Below are 12,943 nucleotides of genomic sequence, written 5' to 3'. Positions count from 1 at the left end.
CAAGCCTTTTTCTTTCAAAATGTAATTTGCATTAGTGCGAAGAGATTTTAGATGGCGTCTTCGTCTTCCTCGCCTGTGCGGATACGCACCACGCGCTCAACATCGAACATGAAGATTTTACCGTCACCGATCTTACCTGTCTGCGCGGTCTCGATGATGGTATCAATGCATTGCTCGGCAACGTCGTCTGCTACTACGATTTCCAGCTTCACTTTCGGCAGGAAATCGACCATGTATTCTGCTCCGCGGTATAGCTCGGTGTGACCCTTCTGGCGGCCGAAACCTTTCACTTCCGATACTGTCATCCCTGTGATGCCCACTTCTGCCAGGGCTTCACGAACATCATCAAGCTTAAACGGCTTAATAACGGCTTCAATTTTTTTCATCTTTCATCGTCCTTTGCTGAGCAGAGGTCGCTGGTGCTCGCACCAACTGCCTGATTAATCTTGGAGGTATTATCACAGATCTGAGTCAGTAAGCTCAATGTGTAGTTATGCGATTCAATGCTTTTCAGTGGGCAATATGACATTGGAGTCCATCATTCTGAGCAGCAGGAAAACGGCATAGACAAGTACACTGCTATTTATTGCTATGACCATCAAACTACGGTATTCGGGTTCTATCAGCAAGGGGAGATAGGGGATCAGGCTAATACCGAAGAACATCGTGGCTGCCGGAATAAAGAAATACAGCGGGATAAAGCCCCACTTATAGCCACGCAGCAAGCCCGCTATGGCGAACAGGCCGGAGAGCAGCACCAGCGTAGCGATGATACTTGGCACTATGCCTACTTGCTTGATACTGAAGATAACCGCAAAGGTATCAAAGTAGCGGAGCAAACAGATAATCACGAGTGCAGCCAGCCCCTGGGCGGCACTTACTCTTCCATTGCTTTTAGGGTCTTCCATTCCCTTCTCTCTTCCATGATGTTGTAGTACCAGGAGCCACCTGTTCACAATAGCCGCATAGTTTATGTGGTATTGATGTTTAGCTCAACCCGAACAACTGCTTTCCAGGCACTTGAGTATTATTTTGACTACTGTTTTTTTAGACATTCCTTGCCCGAAAAGTTCAGTAACTGTCAACTTTGTCAGTGTTGTATTTTGACCAGATCCACAAATCCGGCCATAGAACGCACTACGCGGGTATGGACATTTTCCCTCAGCCCGCGGCGATTAAGCCAGACTGTTTTCATGCCCACTTCCTGAGCCGCCTGTGCATCATTCAACGGGTGATTGCCGATATACCAGCATTCATCGGCACTCTTGTCGGCAAACTTAAGCGCCGCCTGAAAGATACGCGGATCGGGCTTGGCTGCACCGGCCTGTTCAGAGGTCATAATAAAACTAAAGTAATCGGCAATACCGGTCTCGACAAGCTTGGTTTGCTGCTGCCTGCTCAGGCCATTTGAGATCACGGCCAGGGGAGATAGCTCGCGCAGCTGCTCCAGTGCCGGTTTGACGTCAGGAAACAGCCGCCAATGCTGGCGATAAATTGCGTAAAACTCGGCAAACAGCTGATCCGCTTCCGCCACCGTCAACGGCCGCTCAAACAACTCGCTGATCCTGGCCCGTCGCTGTCCTTCAAACGTCAGCTCCCCGGCACGCCAGCGGGCCCGGTGCCGATCGGTGATCTCACGCCAAATACCCTCCGGCTTACCCTGAAACGGGACAATATCAGCACGATAACGGGCAACAAAGCTTCGGATTGCATCCTGTTCGGCACCGTCGTGATCAAGCAAGGTATTATCAAGATCAAAAAAAATCATACCCCCTCCTGTGAACACCCTACCCTCAGCTTAATCACACTTTATCCACAAAGGCGAGTAAATTCAGCGAAAAAGGTTAGGCAGTACAAACTTTGCTACTGACATGCCTAATGTTTAATCAACCTCTGCCATTAAACACCAGAAAATAAAAAACCGCTCCGAAGAGCGGTTTTCAGTTCTCGCAGGGATTAGCCAGCGGTTAGCCGATATTGACGCGGGCATTACGGAACATACGCATCCACGGGCTGTTCTCGTTCCAGTCATCCGGGTGCCAGGAGTTTGCTACGGTACGGAATACACGCTCAGGGTGCGGCATCATGATCGTAACGCGGCCATCCTGAGTCGTCAGGCCCGTGATCCCGTTCGGGGAACCGTTCGGGTTCGCCGGGTAGTTCTGGGTCACGTTGCCATAGTTGTCCAGATAACGCAGCGCCACAGTGCCTGATTGCTCAATTGCGTTCAGGTGTTCGCCATTTCGCACTTCGACTCGGCCTTCACCGTGAGAGACTGCAATCGGCATCCGAGAGCCAGCCATGCCATTGAAGAACAGAGAATCACTCTGCTGGACTTCCACCAGGCTAAAGCGGGCTTCGAAGCGTTCTGACTCATTGCGGACAAAACGAGGCCACAAGTCGGCGCCCGGGATCAAGTCACGCAAATTCGACATCATCTGACAGCCGTTACAGACACCAAGAGCGAAGGTGTCATTGCGATGGAAGAAGCGCTCGAACTGCTCACGGGCCATGTTGTTGAACAGCACAGACTTCGCCCAACCTTCACCGGCACCCAGAACGTCACCGTAGGAGAAGCCGCCGCAGGCAACCAAGCCATTGAAACCGTCCAGTTTAACATTGCCCGACAGGATATCGCTCATGTGGACATCCTTGGCATCAAAGCCAGCGCGGTCAAATGCCGCCGCCATTTCAACATGAGAGTTCACCCCCTGCTCACGCAGAATAGCCATCTGCGGCTTAGCACCTGTCGAGATAAACGGAGCAGCCACATCTTCATTGATATCGAAGCTCAGCTTGGTCGACAGGCCTGGATCCTGGCTGTCCTTCTTGGCGTCGAACTCTTGCAGGGCGCCAGCCGGATTGTCACGCATCGCCTGCATCTGGTAGGTCGTTTCAGCCCAGATCGTACGCAGTTCAGTACGGCTTTGCTCCAGGACACGATCATTGCCGTTCCAGATACGGACAACATCTTCGTCAACCACAGTACCAATCACATGGCTGCAGGCCTCAAGGCCATTGGCCGCCAGTACAGACTGTACGTCGTCAAGATCATCGGTACGGACCTGAAGCACAGCACCTAGCTCTTCGTTAAACAGCGCAGCAAGCACATCGTCGCACTCGTCGGCATCGGTTGTATTGATGTCAACTTCAATACCGGTGTGGCCGGCAAATGCCATCTCGGCCAGCGTCACGTACAAACCACCATCACCACGGTCATGATAGGCCAACACTTTTTCATCACGGACCAAAGCCTGTACGGCAGTAAAGAAGCCTTTCAGCAGTTCAGGGCTATCGACATCAGCCGGTTTGTCGCCCAGCTGCTTGTAAACCTGCGCCAGCGCCGTCGCGCCCAGGCGATTCTTGCCACAACCCAAATCAACCAACAGGAGTGTCGATTCACCTTTATCGGTGCGCAGCTGAGGCGTTACGGTTTTGCGGACATCTTCAACCCGGCCGAAGGCGGTAATGATCAGAGACAGCGGCGAAGTCACTTCTTTCTGTTCGCCGTTCTCTTCCCACTTGGTCTTCATCGACATCGAATCTTTGCCGACAGGAATGGTCAAACCAAGGGCCGGACACAACTCTTCACCCACAGCTTTAACGGCTTCGTATAGACCCGCATCTTCTCCCGGGTGACCGGCAGGCGACATCCAGTTGGCCGACAGGTTAATCCGCTTCATGTCACCGATATCCGCACTGGCAATATTGGTGATCGCCTCACCGACAGCCAGTCGAGCCGACGCACCGAAGTCAAGAAGCGCGACAGGGGTGCGCTCACCCATCGACATCGCCTCGCCATGGTAAGTGTCGTAGCTGGCAGCCGTAACGGCACAGTTTGCTACCGGCACCTGCCAAGGACCCACCATCTGATCGCGAGCCACCAAGCCGGTTACCGTGCGGTCACCGATGGTGATCAGGAACGTTTTCTCGGCAACTGCCGGCAGACGCAGAACACGGTGAGTCGCGTCTTCTAGCTCGATCCCAGCGCGGTCAATGGCTTGGCCTTGCGCTTTCTGGGTTTTCACATCACGATGCATTTTCGGCGGCTTGCCGAGCAAAATATCCATCGGCATATCGATAGGCGTATTGTCGAAATGACTATCTTCGAGTGTCAGATGACGCTCTTCGGTCGCTTCACCCACCACGGCATAAGGTGCACGCTCACGCTGACAAATGGCATCAAACACAGCCATATTCTCGGGCGCAACGGCCATCACATAACGCTCTTGTGACTCGTTACACCAGATCTCCAGCGGACTCATGCCCGGCTCATCATTTGGTACATCACGCAGCTGGAATTTGCCGCCGCGCTCGCCATCATCCACCAGCTCCGGCAAGGCATTGGAGATGCCGCCGGCACCCACATCGTGAATAAAGGCAATCGGGTTGGCTTCGCCCATCTGCCAGCAGCGATCGATCACTTCCTGACAACGGCGCTCCATTTCCGGGTTCTCACGCTGCACCGAGGCAAAATCCAGATCTTCTGCCGACTGACCTGATGCCATCGATGATGCCGCCCCGCCACCGAGGCCGATATTCATCGCCGGGCCGCCCAGCACAATGAGCTTGGCCCCTACCGGGATTTCTTTCTTCTGCACATGTTCGTCGCGGATATTACCCATACCACCGGCAATCATGATCGGCTTATGGTAACCACGGATCTCCTCGCCATTGTGCGAGTCCACCTTCTCTTCATAGGTACGGAAGTAGCCCAGCAGGTTCGGACGACCGAACTCATTGTTGAATGCCGCGCCGCCCAACGGGCCTTCCAGCATGATATCCAAGGCATTGACGATTCGGCCCGGTTTGCCAAAATCCGTCTCCCATGGCTGCTCGAAACCTGGAACACGAAGGTTAGAGACGGTAAAGCCGACCAGGCCTGCTTTTGGCTTGCCACCAATACCGGTTGCGCCTTCGTCACGGATTTCACCGCCGGACCCGGTTGAGGCTCCCGGCCAAGGCGAAATCGCCGTTGGGTGGTTGTGGGTTTCCACTTTCATCAGGATATGTGCCGCTTCCTGATGGTAATTATATTGACGCGAGTCCGGGTTCGGGAAGAAACGGCCGACATGGGAGCCTTCCATCACCGCAGCATTGTCTTTATAGGCAGACAGCACATAGTCGTGGTTCTGCTCGTAGGTGTTCTTGATCATCTTGAACAGTGACTTTTCCTGATCAACACCGTCGATCGTCCAGTCAGCATTAAAGATTTTATGGCGGCAGTGCTCCGAGTTGGCCTGGGCAAACATCATTAGTTCGATGTCATTCGGGTTGCGGCCCAGTTTGGTGAAGTTCTCAACCAGATAATCAATCTCATCCTCGGCCAGTGCCAGACCAAGGCTAACATTGGCCTCTTCGAGTGCCTTGCGGCCACCAGCTAGGATATCGACACTTTGTACCGGCGCAGGCTCAGCCTGCTTGAATAGCGCACTGGCCGCTTCCATCTCGGTGAAAACCACTTCCATCATACGGTCGTGGATCAGGCCCTTAAGCTCGGCAAGCTGAGTCTCGGTCAGAGCCGTGGTTGTTTCAACATAATAAGCCGTACCACGCTCCAGACGCTTAATCGTCGCCAGGGCACAGTTATGGGCAATATCCGTTGATTTTGAAGACCATGGAGAGATAGTTCCAGGACGAGGGGTAACCAGTAGCAAGGTACCTGTCGGCTCGTGCTCTGCAATCGTTGGACCGTAGGTTAGCAGGCTTTCCAGCTTGCTTTGCTCATCAGCATTCAGGGGAGCAGATACATCAGCGAAATGCATAAACTCAGCGTAAATGCCTGACACAGGCAGATCTAACTCGCGGCAACGCTCTAATAGCTTGTTAACGCGAAACTCAGACAGTGCGGGTGAACCACGCAAAATTTCCATGTGCGTACGTCTCTCGATTAGCAGTTGAATGAAGGTGATATTGGCCTAACACCCAGCTCAATTACTGGGCTAATTACGTCAATGCCACCTTTTTCACCAAATTGACCCGAGGCGAGTAACTCACGATGGAGCGTAGTATAAGGGAATTTTTTTTGTGACGTAACACCTGACGCAACCGTTTGCGTGTTTTTTTTTCATTCAAGTGTAAATCAAGAGGAAGAAAGCCAACTTTTACTCAAGGAAGTCGCCGGGAGGGCGATACTTTCCAAGATAGCAACGCAAAACCAGCATCGAGCAGATACACTTAGTTGTATTTCAAAACGGAAAATTCCTCACAGTGGGCTACTGAGCGACTTTGCTGATATGACGAGCTTTGGTATAAAGAACACCTAATTATAATGATGAGCACATGTTGTTGAACAATATTCGATTAATCCCTTCCCCCCGATACGCGATTGCTATCATGCTGAGCCTGTTACTGCTTAGCGGATGCAAATGGCTAGAACCTCCTGCGCGTAGTGATCTGGAGAAGATCCGCGAGAGCGGCGTATTACGTGTCGGTACCCTGAACAACCAGCTAGCTTATTTTATCGGTGCCGACGGCCCGACCGGGCTGGATTACGAGCTTGCCCAGCGATTTGCCGACAAGCTGGGGGTAAAACTGGAAATGCAGCCGATGTTTACCCTGGCCGGTCTCTTTCCCTCCCTTGAACGAGGTGATGTGGATATCATCGCAGCCGGGCTGACCATGACCGATGATCGGCTGGAAAGTTTCCGGGCCGCACCGGCCTATTACTACGCCAGCCAGATTGTGGTCTACAAAAAAGGTCAGTGGCGCCCTCGTGATACCGAGGATCTTTCGCAGAACAAAGGCTCGCTAACTGTCGTTAAAGGCTCCAGCCATGAGAAAAGCCTCAATACGCTGAAAGTGCTCTACCCGGATCTGAAATGGCAAGCCGTTGAGGAAACCGACAGCGACGACCTGCTGCGGATGGTTGCCAAAGGCGAGCTGGACTACACCATTGCCGATTCGGTCGATGTTGCCCTCAGCCAGCGCATTCATCCAGACATCGCCACTGCCCTGGAACTGACCGAGGACGAGCCTATCGCCTGGTTTGTCAACAAAACCACAGATGACAGCCTGTATGCGCTGCTCATCGAATTCTTCGGCGACATGCAGCAAAACGGCGAACTGGCCAAGCTGGAGGAAAAGTATTTCGGCCATGTTGCTACCTTTGACTATGTCGACACCCGTGCCTTCCTGCGCGCCATCGAGAAAAAACTGCCGCGCTGGGAATCACTTTTCAAAAAATATGCCGAAGAATTTGACTGGCGTCTGATTGCTGCCCTGTCCTACCAGGAGTCGCACTGGAACCCCAAAGCCGTTTCTCCAACCGGTGTCCGCGGTATGATGATGCTCACCCTGCCGACCGCGAAGTCTGTCGGGGTGAACAATCGTCTGGATCCCGAGCAGAGTATCCGCGGGGGGACCGAATACCTGCGGAAGATGATCAACCGGATCCCGGACAGCATCGCCGAGCATGAAAAAGTCTGGTTTGCCCTGGCCTCCTACAATGTTGGTTTCGGCCACCTGATGGATGCCCGGCGCCTGACCAAAACACAAGGCGGCAACCCGGATGCCTGGAGCGATGTAAAACAACGCCTGCCGTTGCTACGCCAGCGTAAATATTACACCCAAACACGCTACGGCTATGCCCGCGGTGATGAAGCGCTCAACTATGTCGAGAATATTCGTCGTTACTATCAAAGTATTATCGGCTACGAGCAGGCACATAATCAGCAATCACAGCAGCAGGACATTGCGGTGATCGATGATCTCCACACCATCACCCCGCCAAAAACACCTGAGGTCGCCCCTCAGGAGGCAGGAACCAACGCGGAAGCCGACATTGTAGATAAAGCCAAACCGACCAAAACGACCAACAACTAACCCTCCCTTGCTTCCACAACAGCCCTACTTCGGTAGGGCTTTGTTTATCGGATAATGAGTCACACGTATAGCGTCTCTTGATGCAAGAGTAAGTGCAAATCTGCGATGTTGATCATTCATAATCCTCGCTATTTAGGTGACAATCGAACCATGAATCAGGCTCGCCTAAAAAGCCTATCCCCTACTATATCCGGCAGCTAATGCCATTGCTTTATGGGAAGAACCGATGCGATTTTCCAGACAAAAAAAGGCCGTAAAAAGCCTAAAACAGCGAATGACCTCGATCGCAACCCGGCGTAAACGCTTGAATGCCAATATGCGCAAAAAGATCCTCTGGCGCCAGCGCAGCTATGTGGTTGCAGCCAGCATTGTCAGCTAACTGCAGGCTGGTTTCACTTCATTACTCCACAGCTAAACGACAAAGCCCGGCATCGCCGGGCTTTGTCGTGATTATAGGCAGTAGTTATCGTTAGGCCTTGGCAGGATGTTCGTTAAGTGCTGCTTGGCTAGCCTTCTTTTCCGCTTTTTTCTCTGCACGGCGACGCTTGAAGAAAGCCTGTAACTGGGCCCGGCACTCGTCAGCCAGTAAACCTGATTCGCAGGCCACATGGTGATTTACCTGATCATAGCTCAGCAGATTCATCACGCTGCCGGCCGCTCCGGTTTTTAAATCACAGGCCCCGTAGATCACCTTGCCCACCCGGCTGTGCACCATCGCACCGGCACACATCGGACAGGGTTCCAGCGTCACATACAAGGTAGCATCTAGCAGACGGTAATTCTGGATCACTTTGCCAGCCTGGCGAAGTGCCATAATTTCCGCATGGGCCGTTGCATCATGCTGGCCGATGGAGCGGTTCCAGCCCTCGCCGATCACCTGGCCGTCATACACTACGACCGCCCCGACAGGCACCTCACCCTCTTCCTCGGCTTTAGCCGCCAGTTCAATGGCGCGGCGCATAAACAGTTCGTCTTGGCTCTGATCGGTCACAGGGTCTCTCAAATCATACTTTCAGTATCAGGAGGCGCATTATAATGCCAAGCACAGCTGGCTCCAACCATCGGCGTACGATGAGTTAACGCCATCAGAAATATCAACACCTTGCCTGCTCTCTTTAAAAAACATTATTACCACTTGGTAAAAGTAATTTACTCAACAGGGTAATTATCATTAATTTCGAAACAAATATAATACTCGCCATCACAACAAGCGACGTTAGATGGCAATCACTATCGTCGATAGCGAATTTCTTTTCTACAGTGTATTGATACCGCCCGCGATATTTTGGTTCGTTCAACCGGACAAAGCGCGATAAGACGGAGCTCTGTAGATACCTAAATCCTTAGAGAAGAGAGTGCAGAATGTCTGATCAATTTATCAAATCCAAAGCTGCTGTTGCCTGGGGCCCTAATCAGCCACTGTCAATCGAAGAAGTCGATGTCATGCTACCAAGAGCAGGAGAAGTGCTTGTCCGCATCGTCGCAACCGGTGTTTGCCATACCGATGCCTTCACACTTTCTGGCGAAGATCCTGAAGGTATCTTCCCGTCTATTCTCGGCCATGAAGGCGGCGGTATTGTTGAGCAGGTCGGCGAAGGCGTAACCAGTGTCCAGGTCGGCGATCATGTCATTCCACTCTACACCGCTGAGTGTGGCGAGTGTAAGTTCTGTAAGTCTGGCAAAACCAACCTGTGCCAGGCAGTACGCGAAACGCAGGGCAAAGGCCTGATGCCTGACGGCACTACCCGCTTCTATAAAGACGGTAAGCCGATCTTCCATTACATGGGCTGCTCAACATTCTCTGAGTACACAGTACTGCCGGAGATTTCACTGGCCAAAGTCAACAAAGACGCGCCTCTAGAAGAAGTTTGTCTGCTGGGCTGTGGGGTCACAACCGGTATGGGGGCCGTGCTTAACACAGCCAAAGTTGAGAAAGGTGATACGGTTGCTATCTTCGGTCTTGGCGGTATCGGCCTGTCAGCCATCATTGGCGCGACCATGGCCGGCGCAAGCCGCATCATTGGTGTCGATATCAATGAAAGCAAATACGAGCTGGCCAAGAAGCTGGGCGCAACAGACTGCATCAACCCGAATGACTACGACAAACCAATTCAGGAAGTGATTGTCGATATGACCGATGGCGGCGTCGACTACTCTTTCGAATGTATCGGTAACGTCAACGTCATGCGCTCTGCACTTGAGTGCTGCCATAAGGGCTGGGGCGAGTCCGTGATCATCGGTGTGGCCGGTGCAGGTCAGGAAATCTCTACCCGTCCGTTCCAGCTGGTTACCGGTCGAGTATGGCGCGGTTCTGCCTTCGGTGGTGTGAAAGGCCGCTCTGAACTGCCTGAGATTGTTGAACGTTACATGGCAGGCGAGTTCGCACTGGATGACTTCATCACCCATACCATGGGGCTGGAAGATCTTAACCACGCGTTTGACCTTATGCACGAAGGCAAGAGTATTCGCAGCGTTATCCACTTCGACAAATAGTCCAATCGCCTGTAGAGCCTATCGGCGTAAAGATAAATCAGCGCTGCTCCGGCAGCGCTTTTTGACATATCAGAGACAAGCCATCTTATGACTTTAGAAAATATCAGTGCCAACAAAAGTTTCGGCGGCTGGCATAAACAATACAGCCACCACTCAGCCACCCTGAACTGCAATATGCGCTTTGCGATTTATCTGCCGCCCCAGGCAGCCAAAGGCGTCAAGGTGCCGGTCCTCTACTGGTTATCCGGCCTCACCTGCAGCGACGAAAACTTCATGCAGAAAGCCGGGGCCCAGCGCATGGCAGCCGAGCTCGGTATCGCCATTGTCGCCCCTGACACCAGCCCGCGTGGTGAAGGCGTCAGCGATGATCCGGACGGCAGCTACGACTTCGGTTTAGGTGCCGGTTTCTATATCAATGCCACCCAAGCGCCGTGGAACCGCCACTATCGTATGTATGACTATGTGGTCACAGAGCTGCCAGAACTTGTCGAGAATAACTTCCAGGTCAGCCAGCAACGGGCGATAAGCGGCCACTCGATGGGCGGACATGGCGCCCTGATGATTGCCCTGCGCAACCCCGAGCGTTTTACTTCGGTCTCGGCTTTCAGTCCGATCACCAACCCGGTTAACTGCCCATGGGGCAAAAAAGCCTTTACCGGCTACCTGGGAACCAATCAGGAAGACTGGAAACACTATGACAGCAGCGAGCTGATGAAACAGGCAACCAAACAGGTTCCGGCCCTGGTTGATCAGGGCAGCAAAGATGACTTCCTGACCGAACAGCTAAAACCCGAAATGTTGCAGGTTGCCGCCAAGCACAGCGGCTATCCGCTCGAGTTACGGATGCAGGAAGGCTATGACCATAGCTACTATTTCATTGCCAGCTTTATCGAAGAGCATCTTCGCTTTCATGCCAGACACTTCGAAGCGTAACCCGCGAAACAGGCAGAACGAACAAGCCCGGCAGTTGCCGGGCTTGATGTGTATTTAGAGCTTCAATAGTAAGATCAGAAACCTAGCGGAATGTTGAACGCAAAGAAGCCAACCAGAACCGCCGTCCACACGCTCAGGAACGTCAGTGAGTACGGCACCATCATCGCAATCACATCACCAAAACTCAGCTCAGGCTTGTACTTACGCATAAATGCCAGAATAACACCTGCATAGGTCATCATCGGGGTGATGATATTGGTTGATGAGTCCGCGATACGGTAGGCAGCAGTCACCAGATCCGGCGTCATGTTCGGGTTAACCTGATATAGCATAGGAACAAAAATCGGTCCCAGCAGCATCCATTTGGATGTCAGGCCACCGACAAACAGGTTGATCACCGCTGTTGTCATGATAAAACCAATGATCAGCAAAATGGGATAATCCTGCAATCCCAGCGAACCGAGGAAAGAGGCACCAAGGTAGGTGACATACGTACCCAGCCCAGAAAAACCTAGTAACGCCAGAAAGTTATAACAGAAGAATGTCAGCACCAGAATGTAGCCCATGGTGTTCATCTGCTTCACCATCGCCTTGACCACGTCCTGCAAAGACTTAAACTTCCCGGTTGCGACACCGAAGAAAATCCCCACAACGGCAAATACCATCGCAATCAGCAAGATAACGTTATCAAGGAATGGCGTTACTTCACGGCCAGCCTCATTGGTGTACGTAGCCAGCGGCCCCATCGCCAAGCCAGCAACTGCCAACAGAGCCAGCACCAGGCCGATACCAGCAGCGCGCAGACCTTTATTGTCGGCATCCGATACCTGAAAATCGTTCAGGTTCAGATCTTCCGGCAGCTCATAGGACATCTTCTCAAGGCGCGGTGCCACGAAACGGGTGGTCACCCAGGCACCCAGTCCTGCCAGAATGAAGGTTGAGATAAAGATAAAGAAGTAATGCATGGTTGCCGGGTTAATGGCCTCACCGCTTGCCGTTTCAAACGGGATACCCTGAGATTCGGCAAAAATACGGGCGTTCGCCCCCAAAATGACGTCAACCGGTGTGGCCGGGATCAGGTTGGCAGAGAAGCCGGCAGAAACCCCGGCAAATGCCGCAGCCATACCAATCAGCGGGTTTTTACCTAAACCAGCATACAGCAGGCCAGCCAACGGAATAAGAATAAGGTAGCCGGCATCCGTGGCAATTGAGCTCATGATGCCCAGAAAAACCACCATCAACGGCAGCCAGCGATCATTGATACGTAAGCCGACTTTCTTGATCACCGCCGACAGCAGACCAGAGTTTTCAGCAATACCGACACCCAGCATCACAATCAGGATCACCCCCAGCACACCACCGCCAAATGACAGCCAGTTGGTCAGCAGCGCATTGTCGAACATCCAGCGCACACTTTCAGTCGCCATCATGTTTTTGATGGTATGGGTAACAGCGCCACCATCAGCCCCGGTGGTCTCAAACTGCAAACCGCCAATTAGCCCGGTCAGCAACAGCGAAAAGGTAAACAGGAACATGAAAATTATAACGGGATCAGGAATTTTCTTTCCTGCACGCTCGATAAACGCGATCACTCCCTTTTGGGCGGGAGGCGGTGTAATGGTCTCACTCATAATCGTACTTCCTTACTACTTCGATTGAGTTATATGTTGTGTTTGGATGGTGAAAGTAACAA

Annotated in this window: 10 protein-coding genes; 4 read left to right on the top strand and 6 right to left on the bottom strand. The window is 52.4% G+C overall.

The window, feature by feature from the left end; genetic code table 11:
• Positions 1-47: 47 nt before the first annotated feature.
• From glnB to purL, 4 genes are all read right to left on the bottom strand, one after another.
• A complete protein-coding gene (gene glnB, locus L4D19_RS12200; RefSeq protein ID WP_075763695.1) occupies positions 48-386 on the bottom strand; it encodes a nitrogen regulatory protein P-II in 339 nt (112 codons plus the stop codon).
• A 114-nt stretch (positions 387-500) separates the two neighbouring features.
• A complete protein-coding gene (locus L4D19_RS12195) occupies positions 501-908 on the bottom strand; it encodes a hypothetical protein (protein ID WP_428452702.1) in 408 nt (135 codons plus the stop codon).
• Positions 909-1,090: 182 nt separating this feature from the next.
• Positions 1,091-1,768, bottom strand: a complete 678-nt coding sequence (locus tag L4D19_RS12190; RefSeq protein ID WP_428452701.1) for an HAD family hydrolase — start codon at positions 1,766-1,768, stop codon at positions 1,091-1,093.
• Between the two features lie 199 nt (positions 1,769-1,967).
• On the bottom strand, positions 1,968-5,873 hold the full coding sequence (gene purL, locus L4D19_RS12185; protein WP_428452700.1) for a phosphoribosylformylglycinamidine synthase: 3,906 nt from the start codon (positions 5,871-5,873) through the stop codon (positions 1,968-1,970).
• Positions 5,874-6,282: 409 nt separating this feature from the next.
• On the opposite strand from purL, the gene mltF reads away from it, so the two are divergent.
• Positions 6,283-7,824 (top strand): membrane-bound lytic murein transglycosylase MltF, encoded by a 1,542-nt coding sequence (gene mltF / locus L4D19_RS12180; protein WP_428452699.1) that lies wholly within the window; start codon positions 6,283-6,285, stop codon positions 7,822-7,824.
• Between the two features lie 226 nt (positions 7,825-8,050).
• A complete protein-coding gene (locus L4D19_RS12175; protein ID WP_428452698.1) occupies positions 8,051-8,203 on the top strand; it encodes a hypothetical protein in 153 nt (50 codons plus the stop codon).
• Positions 8,204-8,293: 90 nt separating this feature from the next.
• Here the strand turns inward: L4D19_RS12175 and tadA are convergent, their stop codons facing one another.
• Positions 8,294-8,785 carry a tRNA adenosine(34) deaminase TadA gene (gene tadA, locus L4D19_RS12170; RefSeq protein WP_428452878.1) on the bottom strand — a complete coding sequence of 164 codons (492 nt, stop codon included), beginning with the start codon at positions 8,783-8,785 and terminating at the stop codon, positions 8,294-8,296.
• Between the two features lie 401 nt (positions 8,786-9,186).
• Between tadA and L4D19_RS12165 the strand changes: the two genes are divergently transcribed.
• Together L4D19_RS12165 and fghA are read left to right on the top strand one after the other, a co-directional pair.
• The gene (locus L4D19_RS12165; RefSeq protein ID WP_160654459.1) at positions 9,187-10,317 is read left to right on the top strand and encodes an S-(hydroxymethyl)glutathione dehydrogenase/class III alcohol dehydrogenase; all 1,131 of its coding nucleotides are present in this window, start codon (positions 9,187-9,189) and stop codon (positions 10,315-10,317) included.
• Positions 10,318-10,404: 87 nt separating this feature from the next.
• On the top strand, positions 10,405-11,250 hold the full coding sequence (gene fghA / locus L4D19_RS12160) for an S-formylglutathione hydrolase (RefSeq protein WP_428452697.1): 846 nt from the start codon (positions 10,405-10,407) through the stop codon (positions 11,248-11,250).
• Positions 11,251-11,324: 74 nt separating this feature from the next.
• Here fghA and L4D19_RS12155 read toward each other — a convergent pair whose 3' ends face one another.
• The gene (locus tag L4D19_RS12155; protein ID WP_160654453.1) at positions 11,325-12,881 is read right to left on the bottom strand and encodes an AbgT family transporter; all 1,557 of its coding nucleotides are present in this window, start codon (positions 12,879-12,881) and stop codon (positions 11,325-11,327) included.
• Between the last annotated feature and the right edge of the window lie 62 nt (positions 12,882-12,943).

This window comes from Photobacterium kasasachensis (assembly GCF_050336885.1).
Taxonomy (GTDB): domain Bacteria; phylum Pseudomonadota; class Gammaproteobacteria; order Enterobacterales; family Vibrionaceae; genus Photobacterium; species Photobacterium kasasachensis.
Note: the sequence above shows the minus strand (reverse complement) of the source record. Positions and strands in the feature narration are given on the sequence as shown.

What these genes read in the sequence shown, in the direction of transcription:
- L4D19_RS12165 (WP_160654459.1), top strand. Translation starts at nt 9,187, where the DNA reads ATGTCTGATCAATTTATCAAATCCAAAGCTGCTGTTGCCTGGGGCCCT.
- fghA (WP_428452697.1), top strand. Translation starts at nt 10,405, where the DNA reads ATGACTTTAGAAAATATCAGTGCCAACAAAAGTTTCGGCGGCTGGCAT.
- purL (WP_428452700.1), bottom strand. Translation starts at nt 5,873, where the DNA reads ATGGAAATTTTGCGTGGTTCACCCGCACTGTCTGAGTTTCGCGTTAAC.
- L4D19_RS12190 (WP_428452701.1), bottom strand. Translation starts at nt 1,768, where the DNA reads ATGATTTTTTTTGATCTTGATAATACCTTGCTTGATCACGACGGTGCC.
- glnB (WP_075763695.1), bottom strand. Translation starts at nt 386, where the DNA reads ATGAAAAAAATTGAAGCCGTTATTAAGCCGTTTAAGCTTGATGATGTT.
- mltF (WP_428452699.1), top strand. Translation starts at nt 6,283, where the DNA reads ATGTTGTTGAACAATATTCGATTAATCCCTTCCCCCCGATACGCGATT.
- L4D19_RS12195 (WP_428452702.1), bottom strand. Translation starts at nt 908, where the DNA reads ATGGAAGACCCTAAAAGCAATGGAAGAGTAAGTGCCGCCCAGGGGCTG.
- L4D19_RS12155 (WP_160654453.1), bottom strand. Translation starts at nt 12,881, where the DNA reads ATGAGTGAGACCATTACACCGCCTCCCGCCCAAAAGGGAGTGATCGCG.
- L4D19_RS12175 (WP_428452698.1), top strand. Translation starts at nt 8,051, where the DNA reads ATGCGATTTTCCAGACAAAAAAAGGCCGTAAAAAGCCTAAAACAGCGA.
- tadA (WP_428452878.1), bottom strand. Translation starts at nt 8,785, where the DNA reads ATGCGCCGCGCCATTGAACTGGCGGCTAAAGCCGAGGAAGAGGGTGAG.